This window comes from Rhodothermales bacterium, from assembly GCA_013002345.1.
Lineage (GTDB): Bacteria > Bacteroidota > Rhodothermia > Rhodothermales > JABDKH01 > JABDKH01.
Window position 1 is genome coordinate 1 of sequence record JABDKH010000324.1, and the last position, 15,020, is coordinate 15,020.

At 57.4% G+C, this 15,020-nt stretch carries 15 protein-coding genes and 1 tRNA gene; 9 read left to right on the forward strand and 7 right to left on the reverse strand.

Going from position 1 to position 15,020, the window contains the following annotated elements:
* Window positions 1-1,033, reverse strand: a 1,033-nt coding sequence (locus tag HKN37_15425) for an AAA family ATPase (protein NNE48042.1), incomplete at its 3' end; no start/stop codon positions are given.
* 196 nt (window positions 1,034-1,229) lie between these two features.
* Here HKN37_15425 and HKN37_15430 point away from each other — a divergent pair.
* Window positions 1,230-1,302 (forward strand) — tRNA-Ala (locus HKN37_15430).
* Window positions 1,303-1,832: 530 nt separating this feature from the next.
* A complete protein-coding gene (locus HKN37_15435) occupies window positions 1,833-2,366 on the forward strand; it encodes a hypothetical protein (protein ID NNE48043.1) in 534 nt (177 codons plus the stop codon).
* 133 nt (window positions 2,367-2,499) lie between these two features.
* Here the strand turns inward: HKN37_15435 and HKN37_15440 are convergent, their stop codons facing one another.
* Both HKN37_15440 and HKN37_15445 read right to left on the reverse strand, forming a co-directional pair.
* Window positions 2,500-2,679 carry a hypothetical protein gene (locus HKN37_15440; protein NNE48044.1) on the reverse strand — a complete coding sequence of 60 codons (180 nt, stop codon included), beginning with the start codon at window positions 2,677-2,679 and terminating at the stop codon, window positions 2,500-2,502.
* 78 nt (window positions 2,680-2,757) lie between these two features.
* Window positions 2,758-3,993 carry a serine hydrolase gene (locus tag HKN37_15445; GenBank protein ID NNE48045.1) on the reverse strand — a complete coding sequence of 412 codons (1,236 nt, stop codon included), beginning with the start codon at window positions 3,991-3,993 and terminating at the stop codon, window positions 2,758-2,760.
* 234 nt (window positions 3,994-4,227) lie between these two features.
* Between HKN37_15445 and HKN37_15450 the strand changes: the two genes are divergently transcribed.
* Window positions 4,228-5,388: a PDZ domain-containing protein gene (locus HKN37_15450; GenBank protein NNE48046.1), complete on the forward strand. Its 1,161-nt coding sequence runs from the start codon at window positions 4,228-4,230 to the stop codon at window positions 5,386-5,388.
* A 66-nt stretch (window positions 5,389-5,454) separates the two neighbouring features.
* A complete protein-coding gene (locus HKN37_15455) occupies window positions 5,455-6,000 on the forward strand; it encodes a PadR family transcriptional regulator (protein NNE48047.1) in 546 nt (181 codons plus the stop codon).
* Window positions 6,001-6,136: 136 nt separating this feature from the next.
* Here HKN37_15455 and HKN37_15460 read toward each other — a convergent pair whose 3' ends face one another.
* The gene (locus tag HKN37_15460) at window positions 6,137-6,526 is read right to left on the reverse strand and encodes a DoxX family protein (GenBank protein NNE48048.1); all 390 of its coding nucleotides are present in this window, start codon (window positions 6,524-6,526) and stop codon (window positions 6,137-6,139) included.
* Window positions 6,527-6,688: 162 nt separating this feature from the next.
* Between HKN37_15460 and HKN37_15465 the strand changes: the two genes are divergently transcribed.
* The 3 genes from HKN37_15465 to HKN37_15475 all read left to right on the forward strand — a co-directional run bounded on the left by HKN37_15465 (window position 6,689) and on the right by HKN37_15475 (window position 9,282).
* A complete protein-coding gene (locus tag HKN37_15465) occupies window positions 6,689-7,174 on the forward strand; it encodes a hypothetical protein (protein ID NNE48049.1) in 486 nt (161 codons plus the stop codon).
* 474 nt (window positions 7,175-7,648) lie between these two features.
* Window positions 7,649-8,671, forward strand: coding sequence for an adenylate/guanylate cyclase domain-containing protein (locus HKN37_15470; GenBank protein ID NNE48050.1), 1,023 nt, complete (start codon window positions 7,649-7,651; stop codon window positions 8,669-8,671).
* A gap of 116 nt (window positions 8,672-8,787) precedes the next feature.
* Window positions 8,788-9,282, forward strand: a complete 495-nt coding sequence (locus HKN37_15475) for a DUF1772 domain-containing protein (GenBank protein ID NNE48051.1) — start codon at window positions 8,788-8,790, stop codon at window positions 9,280-9,282.
* Between the two features lie 59 nt (window positions 9,283-9,341).
* Here the strand turns inward: HKN37_15475 and HKN37_15480 are convergent, their stop codons facing one another.
* Window positions 9,342-9,494, reverse strand: coding sequence for a T9SS type A sorting domain-containing protein (locus HKN37_15480; GenBank protein NNE48052.1), 153 nt, complete (start codon window positions 9,492-9,494; stop codon window positions 9,342-9,344).
* A gap of 74 nt (window positions 9,495-9,568) precedes the next feature.
* Between HKN37_15480 and HKN37_15485 the strand changes: the two genes are divergently transcribed.
* Window positions 9,569-10,207 carry a GNAT family N-acetyltransferase gene (locus HKN37_15485; GenBank protein ID NNE48053.1) on the forward strand — a complete coding sequence of 213 codons (639 nt, stop codon included), beginning with the start codon at window positions 9,569-9,571 and terminating at the stop codon, window positions 10,205-10,207.
* 143 nt (window positions 10,208-10,350) lie between these two features.
* Here the strand turns inward: HKN37_15485 and HKN37_15490 are convergent, their stop codons facing one another.
* The gene (locus HKN37_15490) at window positions 10,351-10,833 is read right to left on the reverse strand and encodes a nuclear transport factor 2 family protein (protein ID NNE48054.1); all 483 of its coding nucleotides are present in this window, start codon (window positions 10,831-10,833) and stop codon (window positions 10,351-10,353) included.
* A 239-nt stretch (window positions 10,834-11,072) separates the two neighbouring features.
* Window positions 11,073-11,285, reverse strand: a complete 213-nt coding sequence (locus tag HKN37_15495; protein ID NNE48055.1) for a T9SS type A sorting domain-containing protein — start codon at window positions 11,283-11,285, stop codon at window positions 11,073-11,075.
* A gap of 309 nt (window positions 11,286-11,594) precedes the next feature.
* Between HKN37_15495 and HKN37_15500 the strand changes: the two genes are divergently transcribed.
* A partial coding sequence (locus HKN37_15500; protein NNE48056.1) for a DUF11 domain-containing protein occupies window positions 11,595-15,020 on the forward strand: 3,426 nt, incomplete at its 3' end.

Here is a 15,020-nt window from a genome sequence, read left to right on the forward strand (position 1 = left end):
GTACGGCGGCGATGATATCCAGCAGGTGCTTCTCCAGTTGTCCCATATACACGTTGCCCGCCATGAGGCGGGAGCCGGGCGTCTCGAAAACGATCCAGCCCTGCTTCTGCAACTGCGCCGCGAGCAGACGGATGACGGCGGTCTTTCCGACCCCGCGCTCACCGACAAGCATTACGGAACGATGGTTGGCGACGAGTTCCGACTCAATGTGCTCGAGGTTCGTCCGGGCAGCCGCATGTTCCACCAGTCCGGTCACATCATTCGAATCCCAGATAGAGCCGAGGGTAGCCAGCTTCGCGACATCCGTGTGAGAGCCTTCCCACTCGTTCAGCGCGTCCCGGAATCGGGCAGCCTGGCCGTCTCCAGCCAAGTCGAGTACGGCCCTGACGTTGTCTGATGAGTCGGCAGAACCGAGGTGAGTCGTGAAGGCCGTCAACTCCGCCTCCAGCGCCGGACCGGAGAGGCTGTCGACGGTGTCCCGGATTCGATCCATGACGATCGGATTCCGCACCCACCAGTCATTCGCCTTCGTCAGGAAGTGACCGAAAAAAGGCGGAGTCGCGAATGACCGTGCGTACCTCAACACGAAGAAAATCGACCAGCCCGCGTAGTTTCCAGTGAACTCCGCTATCCGCGTTGACACGGACCCGGAATCCGGTCTATTGCTGAGTCCTTCCAGAGCCATGCAAGCGATGGTGAAGTTGGCGCCGGTAGCGTAGTCGGCAACTTCATCCAGTTTTAGATCCTCGTCGGCGAACAGCGAGGCGCCTTTCATGAAATCGGGAAACGTGAGCAGGTCCTGTGGGTGCGCGCTGTCCTCCAGGAACGTCTCGACCGGATCGACGAGTTTGTAGAGACGCTGAACAAGATCGCCGGCAGAGCTGGTCGGTGTTTCGGAATGTTTGCCGGAGGCTGTCGGCGGCCGAGTTTCGGACTGTGCGCCCGAACTTTCTTGCAGGCGCTTGCGAACTAGCAGCCAGTGCGCGAGCCATCCTGCCGCGAACACGACGATAGATAGAAAGAGAGGGTCCATCGCATGCAGTGCTATCGTAACGCAAAGATTGGATCTTCAATATATTGACGGGCGTGTTGTGAATGAGGGGATGGCGCGACGAGACAATGGCGGGCTGGAACGTACCGAGGGCGTGTTTGGGTTGCGGAATATTCTCGGTGACACGAGCGCGAGTCAGGAACCGCGGCAGGTCACTGCGGTTTTTCTTTTCTCGACCGGGGCTATAGCTCAGTTGGTAGAGCGCTGCAATCGCACTGCAGAGGTCAGGAGTTCGACTCTCCTTAGCTCCACGCCCAAAATCCCGTCAGAAAAGCTCGGGCCGAGCGATACTGATGGGGTTTTTTCGATGTACACGGTTTCCCGGTCCGACGAACACGGTCAAGACTTGCCTGGTGGTCTGCTGGGAACCTTCGGCAAATCCAACAGACGCCTCGATCCCTCCGTGGTGACCATTGAGACGCGAAAGTGGAAGTCTCGCTCTGCTTCATTGGGACTCCGCTAGATTGGTTTGACGCACGAAGGATACACCTACGGAAAGCGTCAGAAGCCAAACAACTGTGACAGCAAGCCCTGGATGAAGAATTACGTCATCTCTGACACTGTTGCATCAACTTCTTCGGCAGCGGGAGTGAGGGGATTGCCTCACATTCGGTGACAATGGAGGTGGATCGCCCTCTGTACAATCAGGCAATTCCTTTCAATAGTAGTCCCTTTTTCTCAGTAAGAAGCGATCACAAGAAAAGGCCCGGCTCGCTTTCACAGACGCAGGGCATCTTCCAGACAAACCTATCATGCCGTGCTTGGCGGCAGGAGGAGTTCTATGAGATTGTATCCGCTCATCGTAATCGTGTTTTCGCTACTCTTGTTCGGGTGTACATCCGAGATTCCGACGGCCGTGGTTGAGGCCACGACCGACACCGCCGTAAAGATCGTCATGCCTACCCCCGACAACGTGGCTCATTTCGCCGCGCTCGCTAAAGACGGGGACAACAACGGTGCAACCCGCTGGATTCCGGACGAGTTTTGCAGCGTATTTGACTGGCAGGGCGACTTTTATATCGTGGACTGCGTCAATCAGATTGCCACTCGAAGCAGCAACGGAAACGCGCTGGTTGTGACGAGTGCATCCGGTATTCCCAACCCGACGGGCAAGGTGGTTCGATGGGACTACCACAACCCGCCTCAGCCATTGATCGACTACTTCGGTGGACCCCCATCGCCGTGCTTCCTTCTCGATCCAGATGGCGGGATGCTGTTCACATCAAACTGGTCAGCATCAGTCACACCTGCCGGACAGGCCAAGTTCATGTGCCACTATTCAGACAAATGGGCCGTACCCAATCCGTGGGAATAGAGCCTCGTCGCAAAACAGTCGCTCAGTGTAGGCCCGGCCCGCCTCTGCGCGTCGGGCCTTCGTTGTTTCGTCACTGTTGATATCGCCGAGTTATCGACACCGCCTCTCCGTAGTTCCCATCCGGACTGCCTCCTCAAACCGCTCGACCACTCGCCGCACCTCCACTGGTAGTAGGGCTAGCTAGCACCTTCTCCCGAACGGCCACAGGAACGCCGCCATAAAACGCCTCAGCGATACCCCCTGTGATGGCACCAAGGGTGTCACTATCCGCTCCAAGCGAAACAGCATTCCTCACTACGTCCTCCCATGACACGGAAGGTGATCCGAGAAAATCACCACACCACCACCATCCGCCTCCCGAGCCTCAGCTCTTGGAGAGCACCGAACGACACTACCGCAAGCCTGAAGCGATCTCTCGAAACAGAGCCACGTCCATTCCGTGGTAATACCCTATGTCGCTGCTGTAGTGGTGATTGGCCGTGTTCTTGACGATCACCAGGTGTTCTTTCGGATAGACATAAATGAACTGATTGCCAAAGCCCACGGCCATGTACTCACCGTCGGGATTGAGCGGGATCCACCACTGGTAGCCGTAACCCCAGGCTGTGTTTGACTGTGGGTTGTCTTTGCCCGGAAGCAGGTGCGGCGCGTCTGGCGTCACCGAGTCCAGCACCCACTGCCTCGGGACTACCTGCTCATCCCCCCATCTCCCCTCGTTCAGATAGAGATACCCGAGCTTTGCATAATCCCGCAGCGATGCACTTAAGCCGCCGAGAGCGAGTTCCATTCCGTCGTCGTCAACGATGAAGGTTGCAGGATATTCCATGCCGAGTGGATGCCAGAGCTTTTCCTCCAGGTACTGACTCAGGGACGTTCCTGTGATCCGCACAAGTAGCATCCCGAGTACCTGGGTGTCGATGCTCACGTAGTGATGGCGTGTGCCCGGTGGCACTTCCACCTCCAAACTTTCGGCGAGCTCATCCAGTGATCCTCCCCAGGCGAGAATTCGTCGGAGGCGGTTGACGTCCGAACTGAAGTCACTGTAGTCCTCGTTGAATCGTACACCCGAGGACATTTGCAGAATGTCCTTGATGCGTACCCCGGCGTAACCCGATCCTTGAAGTTGTGGGACATACTTGGTGACGGGGTCGTCGATGGAGTCTAATGCTCCCTCGGCGAACGCGATGCCGACCAGCGCTGAGACAAAGCTCTTGGCAACTGACCATGACATGTGGTATCCGTCTTCGCTGTGGCCACGGTAGTACTCCTCGAAAACAATCTGGCCATCCTTGATGACGAGCAGGCCCGTGACTTTCGTGTGATCGAAATGCACCTGCGTATCAACTGTATCTCCGTTGATCGCTAGCTGCGCTGGAAGGGTAATCGTAGCTCCTTGCGGGAACCGGAAAGGCTCGGACGATGCAGCTATGGTCGTCACGGGAAACACGTCTTCCATATGAAGGAAGTTCTGTACAATGACATCTTCGTCGAACAGGTGAACTACACGGTAGAGTCTCAGAAGACGGGGCCCCAGGACCAGACCCGCTATCAGGATACAGGCCAACACACCGCCGAGAGCCACCTTCCAGTTGCCGGGGCGTCGGATTCCAAGCGCAGATCGGTTCATGACCCACATGCCGTTGATTGATGTGGCGAGAGATCTTCGTGGTGAGTACGGAGATGTATCCACAGTATCTGCGGGGGAGTCCCTGAAAGACAAAGAAGATGGCCACCACCGCAAGAGACGAAGCGCCGAGAAGGTTGTGGGACAGCATGTTGCAGATTCCGAAACCTTGGCCAAATCCAGTCGTAAGAAATAGTACGAATCGCACTATTGAACATGGCCACCCAACAATCAACCATGAAATTCTTCCTCTCGATTGTCTGCCTCCTGGCCTTTCCGACCGGCTTCGTCGCCATTTCGACCTGCGCAGCCCAGGACGACCCGATCCTGAGCTTTCAGGGGGAGCAGGCTGTTATCCCAATGCCGGCAACAGCGGGTCGCCATCTCGTTCAGGTCCGGATCGGTAACGCCGGTCCCTACGCGTTTCTGATTGACACCGGCTCAACCATCAGCGCGATTGACACGCAGCTCGCTAAGTCGCTGGGCCTGAAGATCGTCGGCGAGATTCTGGTCGGCGCTCCGGGTGGAGAGCAAGTGGCAGCTAACCGTGTGTCCATGCTACCGGTCACGGCGGGAGATCTGCTCATCGAGCACGCGGAGATGGTCGCGATTGATCTTGTCGAAATGACTAATGGGCTCATGGAAGGGATCCTCGGCATGGATCTCTTTCGCGAACTGGTACTGACGTACGACCCGCAGAATGAACGAGCCGTCGTCTCACGAGAGCACTTGCGGGCAGACGACCCATCGGTCGTCAAGATCGACTCTTCCGGAGGAGGTGTTAACGCAGCAATCTCGGTAGCAGGTCGAAAGGTGATGGCGCATTTCGATTCGGGCTCGCCGGGCGGGGTTACACTGCCGCTGGACATGATGGACGGTCTGCCGCTCGCGAGCGGTCCATCCAAAGCCGGCAAGGCCAGGCTAGTGGGTGGTGAACGCTCGTTGCTCGAACGAAAACTCGAAGGCGCGGTCAAGATCGGAACGCTCGAGTACGTGAATCCGACCCTGACTTTCATGGACCCGTCGGCACCGTTCGCAAATATCGGCTCGAAGGTTCTCGACGAACTCCTGATTGTCATTGATCAGCGTTCGCGACTGTTGTCGATCAAAGAAGCGGAACCCCGGCAGCAGGCTGATCAGGCCGCTCCGGTGCCGCGGCGGTTGGGCGTACGATTTCGCGGCAGTCCGGGAGGCGGTCTGAGCGAAATCGCCGGCGTTGACCCCGGTTCGCCTGGAGAGCAAGCAGGCTTCGAAGTCGGTGATCGGGTCGTGAGTCTGAATGAACGTTCGATATCAGAGTATGACCAACAGTCTCTGGGGCAGCTGATTCGTGGGCCGTCCGATCTGACGTGGGTTGTGGAGCGCGCCGGGGAACGTCTTACGATCGTGGTCCGGTAGAACGATGTGTTAGCTGCAGGTGACTGTCGGCAAGTTCGCACCCCGTATCTCTCGAGGAAAAGATCAATGGCGAAGTTGACGGAATTGGAAGGGGTCGTTCTAGGACTCGTGCACAGACTGCAACCATGTACCGCGTACACCGTGCGCATGGCGCTGAGTCGATCACCATCTACGTACTGGAGTGGCTCATCAGGCTCAGTCTATCCTGCACTGAAGAGGCTCGAGAATACGCGGCTTCTGGAGTCGACGGCGGATGCTTCCGACGGCCGAAGCCGCAGGTTGATCGTGTTGACTCGGTCGGGTCGCGCTGCGCTTGAAACATGGGTTATGGGCGCGTCCGATCCCGAAGTCGTCTCCTGTGTGTTCGACCCGGTGCGTGCCCGTGCTTTCTTTCTTGAGATACTGCGTCCGCGCGACCGGGCCAGATTTGCTTCGGAGTGTCTTTCGGCGCTTGAGAAGTACCTGGAGGTAACGCAAGCCGAGTTGGCCGCGACCGAGGATGAGCGGCCGCTGGACTACCTCGCCAATTTAGGGGCGGTCCGAGATGCCCGTGCGCGAGTCGATTGGATGGGGGAAGTCGTTGACAAACTGGAGAGCGACCTGAGCACGTGATTGAGGATCGCAGTCACGTTCGGCTGTGAGATTCCCCGCATAGACTGCGGCACATATGCATGATGATGTCGTGTACGTGGAGGTCCTGACCGACGCCCTGGTGTTCCGACGGTGCGCGATGAGCCGCGGCGATCGTCTACTCAACCTGCGTGTTCGCACCGCCGGCAGAAGCGTCGTCCGGTCCCCTTTGCGAGACCTTCCTCAGATACCAGGCCGACCAGAAGATCGTGCTGAATACAACTGGTCGGAGGATACCAAGAAACTCGGCATTCGCGATATGCGTCCAGAAGGCTCCGAACATGATGACACTCAGAGCCAACACACCCCAGCGTGTCGTCCGAGGAATCATCAGCGCGATTCCTCCCAGAATCTCAACGACCCCTACGACAGGTGCCAGCCAGACTGGAAGCCCCCAACCAGTGAACATTGAGCCTGCAGCGGGCGTGAACTTCCCTGCCCCGATCGCGATGTACAGGGCACCTACCGCAACGAAAAGAATCCAGGAGATAATTGAGCGGGCCTTCATCACTCGTACCAGGTTTGTGAAACGGACCCGAAGCTATCACCCGTTATCTCGAAAAAACTGTGCAAGTCGTTTATTTGTTCTTTCAAAGATATTTCTGGCCGAGTATCCGAATCAGAATGACAGCGTGTCCGTAGATCAACGATCCCGAGGATAAACCGACACATGATGAAGCGATTCGCTCTGGGGCAAAACACGGTTGACGTTGACCGAAACGCAATACAACGAAAGAAGGAGACGTTCCGGATTTCGACAAAGGAAATGGAGGTCCTGGACTATCTGGCGAACAATGGTCGGGTGGTGTCCCGCACCGAGCTGCTAGAGAATGTGTGGGCGGATGTCGTTGTGAACAGCGAGGTCGTCACACTGACGATTTCTCGTTTGAGATCGGTTCTCGGAGACGACTCGCGTCGGCCTCAGATCATCGAGACGATTCCGAAGAAGGGCTATCGCCTTATGGTGACGCCCGAAGTGACCGCGACTACAGCGAAGCCACACCGATCCGTATTGAGGTCCGGCTGGTTCTGGGTTGGCACGCTGACCTGCCTGTTGCTCGTGATGATCGCTCTCTTCTCTATCGTTCGCACTGAGTATGGAAAACTGGAGTCTGAGCGAGGCGCTGACGTGGTCGTCGAAGAGGCTACTAAGTAGGCACCGCTAAATGGCAAGGAATCAGCGTCTCATCATCTGGTCCGTCTTGACGCGGATCAGGGCGCTTGTTCTCGAAGCTCTGCGTGACTTGCCTGCGGTATAGGTAGCTTCCGGAGGTTAGGACGGTCACCCACTGCTCGACCGGGGCTGTCGTGGCACACGTCCTGCAATCCCAAGATCGACACCTTGCGGCTCCAGGAGCGGTTTGAGTATCGGACTCACAGTCCGTTGGTCGCCGGTTCAAGTCACCTCTTGAATAAGGCCGGTCGACAACTGAGAGGCGACGTTTCTATCTTCAGCGGGTTCAGGCTTGTGGCAGCCCCGTGCGACCGTCACTTAGAACCGATTCACCCGTGCGCATCGGAATCCGAGATACGCTTTGCGTGCTTGCGGCGGTCGTGACATATGGCTCGATCCTGGCCAGCACCTGAGCGATGAAGCGAGGACTCTGGGTGCCAATTGACCTTTCTACCGATGTTCCGCAACGTTAGGCGACGAACGATCCTTCGACTTCAGCTGTTCGGCTGGTTCGCACTAACGTATTCCACGATTGGCTTCGTCTGGGAGTACATCGAAACGAATCACAGCACGCTGGATGGGATCAGCGTGGGTCTGGCTGTGGGAATAACACTTGCGGCTGTAGAGGAGTCGAAAGTCGGCAGCTTTACGCGCACTATGTCCGTCGGTAAGGCAATTCTCGTAAAGAGTCTTGTGTACATGGTCGTCCTGGCCGTCCCGATCACCATTGTTGGATTCATTGGTGGCCTGATGCAGGGCGCGACACTCCAGGATTTCGCTGACTGGATCCTTTCTGCGGAGTTTCCAATTAAGCTAGCCCTCATCTACCTCATTCACGTCCTCGTTGTGTTCGTCCGACACATCAGCCGACTACTCGGTCCCCGCACCCTTCTCCGGTACATCTCAGGGAAATACCACCGCCCGAGAGTGGAGAGACGCATCTTCATGTTTCTGGATCTGAAATCGTCGACCATGTTAGCCGAGACTCTCGGAAGTGAAAAGTACTTCTCCTTCTTGAACACGGTTTTTCGTGATTTTTCCGAGCCGATCCTGGAGCGGGACGCAGAAATATATCAGTACATCGGAGATGAGGTGGTGCTAACCTGGCCGGTCGAGCGAGGACTGCACGATGCAAACTGCATTCGAGTGTTCATTGAAATACTCGCAGAGATCCACAACAGACGAGAATACTATCAGACGCAGTTCGGCCATGTACCGGAATTCAAGGCAGGGTTGCACTACGGCGATGTGATTACCGCTGAAATAGGCGATCTAAAGAAAGAGATTGTCTACAACGGCGACGTATTAAATACGACGGCGCGTATTCAGTCCATGTGCAATCACTTCGGTCAGCGGCTGATTGCATCCGACGCACTCGTATCTGTTCTGGATCTCCCCGAATTCATTCAGCCCAATCCGTTGGGCGATGTGGAATTGCGAGGCAAGGCCGAACCGATCGGCCTTGTGGCACTGGCGTAGATCCTTCAGTTTGGGAGTCCTACCCGTGACGTATGTTAGGGGCCACGAGCGCAGGGAGCCTGTTCGAGAGAGAGACCACGCATGGCAGATTCCGCGCGTGCAATCACACAGGGACTATGGATCTGTTTCTAGCCGCAGCAATTGTTGCCACATTCCTTTGTTCGCTTGTGGCGGGCTTTCTGTTTGCATTTGCCGTGGTGGCCATGCCAGGAATAAGAAACTTGAATGACGCAGAATTTATTCGCGCGTTTCAGGTCATGGATCGAGTGATTCAGAACAACCAACCAATATTCTTGATTGTCTGGGTTGGGTCTGCCGTCGTGCTGCTGGTAGCACTCGTTCTCGGCTTCGGGCAGTTGGAAGGAGTGGATCGGCTTCTTCTAGTCGCTTCATCAATCGTCTATATTCTCGGTGTTCAGTTGCCAACGGTTGCCATCAACGTTCCTCTGAACAACAGGCTGCAAATGCTGGACGTTGTCAATCTCGATGAAGCGGAGCGCCGGACCGCTCGCAACGACTTCGAGCCACGCTGGAATACGTGGAACGTGGTACGAGCAGTGCTCTCGAGTCTCGCGGTGGCCCTGCTCATCATTCTGCTGGTCAGGCTTTGATCGACGCACCCGCGGGTATGGACGTCGGCTCAACACAAGTCCAGGTGCGCATGGGAGCCCTACTGCACCACCACCATCCGCTTCGTCTCGACGGAGTCCCCGACCCGGAGGCGGTACAGGTAGACGCCGGAGGGAAGGCCGGTGGCATCGAAGGGACGCCCGTCGGAATCCGCGGCTTCCCACGAGAGGTCGAGGCTGCCAGAATCAGCCATTGGCGTTCATCTTCTTGTGCATAAGACGGCATGTGTCACGATCTTCAAGCACCACTCGCACCAGTCCATTGTCGATGGCGAACCGCAAGCCAATAGTGCTTCGGGCTGCCAGGCCCACGTTCGAAGAAGGCCTCGTATTTGCCCGCTACCTGGATGAAGCGGCGGAAGGTTTCATCCGCCTGATGCTCGGGTCCCGTTCTGAAGAGATCGTCGCACGTGCGTTTGTATGTCCTCAAAACGATTACTCGTTTGAAAACGTGACGTTTGCGGAGGTCGATCAGGAGATAGTCGGTATGGCCTCTGGTTTTACCGGAAGGGCCATGCAGGACTTCTCTGACGAGCCGTTGAATCGGGCCGCTGGATTCCCGGCCCTGAGGATGAGGGCTACCAGGATCGCCTTCGCGCCAATCTTGCGAATACTGAAGAGCGTTCCCGACGAAGATTTCTACCTCCTGTCCCTGGCCGTCCAACAAAAGTTCCGTGGACAAGGAATCGCTTCCGCGTTGATGGACTCGCTGGAGGAGCGGGCGGTTGAGGAGGGTTCTGAGCGAATGTCACTACACGTCTCGGCGAAGAATGAGGGTGCCATCAGACTCTACCGTCGGCGCGGTATGTCCGTGGTGTCCAGCTGGCCGACACTCTCGTTCGTGTCACCTGTATTCGTTCACATGAGCAGGTCAGTCTGTCTTGAAACGCAGGACCGATTCGGGTAACCCTCGACACACACCCAACGTCCACCTTGTCTCGACGTGGTCTCTGGAGTTGAAGCGGCTTAAGTAGACGGCGCAGGCGAGCACGGCTATTGACTCCAGGTTGCGATTCGCCTTCGCCCCGCCCCGCCCCGATTCGAATCCTTCTAGTCAGTTTCCTCGGGCATAACTGTCCACATATTGGCGAATAGCTTCCAGTCGTCGTCGACCCGCTTCCAGATGTTTATGTAGTGACCCGCTTCCGATGTGTTGTCCGGTCCGTACGTCATGGTGTAGGTCCCTTCATCCACGACAAAATCAGGACCGCCGTATCGATTGGTCGAAACCTCGGTAAACTCGGAAACACCGTACTCATTCACGTACTGCGCGTTGACTGCCGAGATATCAGCCTGGGTGGCAATCTTGTCTGACCCTGGCGGATAAGCGCGAGCATCTTCGGTGAACACGTTGTCGAGAAACTCCAGATCGCCGGTAATGTGAGACTCCGTGAACTGCTTCGTCCTTGCGGTAATCACCTCACTGGCGTCCTCGAAATCGAAGGTAGATGCATCGCTCTCTGTGTTACCATTCTGGCAAGAAGGCAGAAAGACCACGGAAAGTGCAGCAAGGAAAACGCGTACTGATTTCATGTCTCGATACGGCTGTTGGTGACTATTGCATTCGCGCGTGCTCAAGCCGGCGATATGGTCACAGGAGAACCGTTCAGAGGCAGTATCACCGTGGTCGCTTTATCGGCGCGGCACGCGTCGCAGGGAGATGGTCGGAAGGGGGGGTGGGAATGTCAAGCGAGGATACCTCTTGTCTCGACGCCGTGCCAGACCTGCACCGACTTGATCACACCCTCAGCCTGCGGAGTATGTTCGATCATCTAACCACGACAAGTTTTCCCCACGACCGTGAACCTCACCGTCCGATCACCGACCACGCGAATCTTGTACAGGTACACGCCGCTGGCAAACCGCGTCATGTCGACGATCTGTTGGTGACGCCCCGAAGCCAGACTTCCCCGGTCGACCGCCAGGACCCTCCTCCCCAGCATGTCGAACAGCGTGATCTCGACGTCCCCATTTCGGGGGTTCAAACGGTATAGTCGTCGTCGGATTGAACGGATTCGGGAAGTTCTGGTGCAAAGCGGCGACGGCACTGAAGGACAGAGTAGTCGCGGCCTTGCATCGACGACCACAATCACCCGCCGGTATCCTGCCAACAAAGTCTCCGCATCTCGGCCCGCATTCTTTTGTTCGTTCATTTACCTTACGGAATACTGGAACAGTCAATCGCGACTGCGCCCGATCCGGCGAGATCAGTCGTTCGGGGCGCCGCAACCAGGCGATAGAACGTCTGACTGATTGACCCTTTATGCTTTCGAACAAGAGCTCGTACGATCCAAATGACTACGACACGGACTCGCGGATGCCTCAATGACAGTCAGGCCCGCCTCTTCACACGTTTTCTGTTCCTGGGCCTGGCTTTCGCTGTGGTGGCAGGCGCCGATGCACAGAATGTGAACTTCGACAAGACATTCCTGCCACCTGTCATTGGTCCCGGCAGCGTGAGCACGCTGCAGTTCACTGTCGACGTCGACAACAGCGCGGGAAGTGGTGTCGAAGACGTGACCTTTACTGACGTCCTTCCGGCGGGGATGACCGTTGCGTATCCGAGCGCATCTACCACAACCTGTGAAAACGGGGTAGTGGAAGCCCCGAGCTGTGGCGAACTGATCACGTTTTCTGGCGCTCGCGTTGGAGCTGGTGTGTCTTGCTCGGTCAGCGTGAACGTGACCGCCACTGCACCCGGCACGTATGTGAACACTTCCAGCGATCTTACCTCAAGTGCCGGCAACGCCGGCGTTGCCTCGGCGGAGCTCACGGTGTCCACCGATCGGCCCGGGTTCACGAAGTCTTTCTCCCCGAATACCGTGTCGTTTGGCGGAAGGAGTACGCTGACAATCACTATAGACAATACGGCCAACGCTCAGAGTCTCATATTCCTCTCCTTCGCGGACAATCTGCCGGCAGGCATGACGGTCGCCAGTCCCTCCAATGCTTCCACGACGTGTGAGAATGACCTCATTCCTGCGACGCTGAACGCGGCCGCGGGATCGAGTGTGATCGACCTGTTCTTCTCCGGCGTTGCAACGTTTCCGGCAGTAGCAGCTGGTGGTTCTTGTGAGGTCGTCGTGGACGTCATCGGGGGAGCCGTAGGCGTACTGGGCAATACGACCGGTAACCTGTTGTATGACAGCAGCGCACAGGAGTCCAGCGGGAAGGCCGGTGCCATTCTAACGGTCAGTCCGTCGCCGTTTGCCTTCACCAAGGAGTTCACGGACGATCCGGTTAATCCCGGCAGTACCGTCAATCTGGAGTTCAGCATTACCAACCTCAGCCGGGCAGAGGCCGCGACCGGAATCATCTTTGCCGACGATCTCGATGGTGTTCTCTCCGGACTGGAGAGTACAAGCGGCGCGCAGAGCGATGTTTGCGGTGGAGGTACCCTGACCGGAACCAGTACGCTGACACTTTCCGGCGCTACCCTGGGTCCCGGAGCGACGTGCACGTTCAGCGCGACACTGCAAGTGCCCGCGGGAGCGGCTCCTGGCAGATACGGCAACGTGACCAGTAGCATCACGGGCACCGCTGGCGGTTTTGGCGTGGTCGGAGGACCGGCCGCGGACGATCTGTTCGTTGCCGCTTCGGGACCCCGCCTGACCAAGACGTTCATCGACGATCCCGTGTCTCCCGGCAGCACTGCCACGCTGCGATTCACCATCGACAACACCAATGCTGCGTCGAGCCTTACGGATATTGCATTCGACGACGAACTCACAACGTTCCTCCCTTTCCCGGTGTCAGTGACCTTCCCTGCTGATGGTTTTTGCGGCGCGGGGTCGTCCATGACGATTGCCTTTCTCGGCACGGATAGACAGGGTCTGACGCTGACAGGCGGCAACCTCGCCGCCGGACAGTCGTGCACTTTCGACGTGGTTCTTGACATTCCCTCGGACATGCCATCAGGGACGTATGTCAACACGACAAGCGTAATCACGGGTCTGGTGGGTGGCGCGGAAGAAGTGGAGGGTGGTCCGGCCAGCGACCAGTTGGAGATTATTGCGCCACCGTCATTTAGAAAGGCCTTCAGTGAATCTGTCGTGGCTCCCGGCGCGAACGTCACTCTGGAGTTTTCGCTCATTCACGGACCGGAGGCTCCGGGTGACGCGACGGCCATTGCGTTCACGGACGATCTGAATGCGGTCTTCGCGGGCCTCGTAGCATCTGATACTCCCCTGACGGATCCGTGTGGACCGGGCTCTCAGTTGGCCGGCACCGATGTGTTGAGTTTCACCGGCGGAAGCCTTGCGCCGGGTGCCGAGTGCACGTTCAGCGTAGTGCTCAGTATTCCGGCGGCCGCACCCCTCGGTCTCCATGTCAACCGCACAGGGAACGTCACGGCGATGGTCGGCGGAATGGCTACGACAGGCAATATCGCGGAAGCCGACATACTCGTGACTCCGCTCACGCTGACAAAGGAATTCACGGACGATCCGGTACTTCCGGGCGGCACCGTCAACCTGGAGTTCAGCATCACGAATCGCAGCGCGACGGAGAGTACAACAGGGTTGCTTTTCACGGACAACCTGGGCGGAATGGTTGCGGGGCTCGCGAGCACGAGCGGGACATTGAACGACGTCTGTGGACCGGGTTCGTCGTTGACCGGTACCACATTTCTGATCTTTACGGGCGGTGTTCTTGGTCCTGGAGAATCGTGCAGCTTCAGCGCGGCGGTTCTTGTGCCTGCCGGGGCTATACCGGGTACCTATGCAAACGTGACGTCTGATCTATCCGCGACGATCGGTGGCGGGCAGTTCGCAAGCTCCGGTGCATCCGACGCGCTGGTCGTTCAGGACCCGAACCCGGAACGATCCCTGGTATTGAGCAAGGAATTCACGGACGATCCGGTGTCTCCCGGCTCGATTGTGACGATGCAGTTCACCGTCAGTTATTCGGGGCAAGGCGATGCCACAGCAATCACGTTTACGGATGACCTCGAGGCGACCCTCGCAGGTATGCAGGCGACAGGCCTGCCCGTCAACGACATTTGCGGAGCGGGCTCACAGCTCACCGGAACGTCTCTCCTGACTCTAGCCGGCGGCAGCCTTGCACCGGAAACGTCGTGTACATTCAGCGTGGCATTGCAAGTGCCTGAAGGAAGTGGTGGCGACTTCAACAACACCACGAGTGATATTACCGCGCAGGTGGGCGCCGAGCCTCTGACCGGGAGTCCTGCGTCTGATGATTTGATCGTCGAAGCGGGTGGAGGGAGAACTGGTTCGATCGGCGACTTCATCTGGAACGACGCCGATGGCGACGGTATCCAGAATGATGCGGCGGCGTCCGGCATCGGCGGCGTGACGGTGGCTCTGAACGCGGGTGCTTGTCCTGGAACGCCGTCGTTAACAACAACAACCACAGACGACGGCGCCTATGTCTTCACCGACCTGGTGCCCGGTGACTACTGCGTCGACGTCGACGAGAACACGATCTCGCTGTTCGGCGTTCCGCCGGTGTTAACCACAGCCAACGAACCGCTTACGGTGACTCTGAGCGCCGGAGAGAGATTCGACACCGCTGATTTTGGCTTCAAACCCTTTCCGGTGGCGAATTCTCCAGTTTCGGATCTGCCTCAGGAATACGCGTTGGAAGCAAACTACCCGAACCCCTTCAACCCGACGACGACGATCTCTTACGACCTCCCCCAGCTCTCCGAAGTCACGCTGACTGTGGTTGACGTCATGGGAAGGCAGCTCGGTGTGCTCGTC

What these genes read in the sequence shown, in the direction of transcription:
- HKN37_15435 (NNE48043.1), top strand. Translation starts at nt 1,833, where the DNA reads ATGAGATTGTATCCGCTCATCGTAATCGTGTTTTCGCTACTCTTGTTC.
- HKN37_15475 (NNE48051.1), top strand. Translation starts at nt 8,788, where the DNA reads ATGGATCTGTTTCTAGCCGCAGCAATTGTTGCCACATTCCTTTGTTCG.
- HKN37_15445 (NNE48045.1), bottom strand. Translation starts at nt 3,993, where the DNA reads ATGAACCGATCTGCGCTTGGAATCCGACGCCCCGGCAACTGGAAGGTG.
- HKN37_15485 (NNE48053.1), top strand. Translation starts at nt 9,569, where the DNA reads ATGGCGAACCGCAAGCCAATAGTGCTTCGGGCTGCCAGGCCCACGTTC.
- HKN37_15465 (NNE48049.1), top strand. Translation starts at nt 6,689, where the DNA reads ATGATGAAGCGATTCGCTCTGGGGCAAAACACGGTTGACGTTGACCGA.
- HKN37_15460 (NNE48048.1), bottom strand. Translation starts at nt 6,526, where the DNA reads ATGAAGGCCCGCTCAATTATCTCCTGGATTCTTTTCGTTGCGGTAGGT.
- HKN37_15470 (NNE48050.1), top strand. Translation starts at nt 7,649, where the DNA reads ATGTTCCGCAACGTTAGGCGACGAACGATCCTTCGACTTCAGCTGTTC.
- HKN37_15490 (NNE48054.1), bottom strand. Translation starts at nt 10,833, where the DNA reads ATGAAATCAGTACGCGTTTTCCTTGCTGCACTTTCCGTGGTCTTTCTG.
- HKN37_15480 (NNE48052.1), bottom strand. Translation starts at nt 9,494, where the DNA reads ATGGCTGATTCTGGCAGCCTCGACCTCTCGTGGGAAGCCGCGGATTCC.
- HKN37_15455 (NNE48047.1), top strand. Translation starts at nt 5,455, where the DNA reads ATGGCGAAGTTGACGGAATTGGAAGGGGTCGTTCTAGGACTCGTGCAC.
- HKN37_15450 (NNE48046.1), top strand. Translation starts at nt 4,228, where the DNA reads ATGAAATTCTTCCTCTCGATTGTCTGCCTCCTGGCCTTTCCGACCGGC.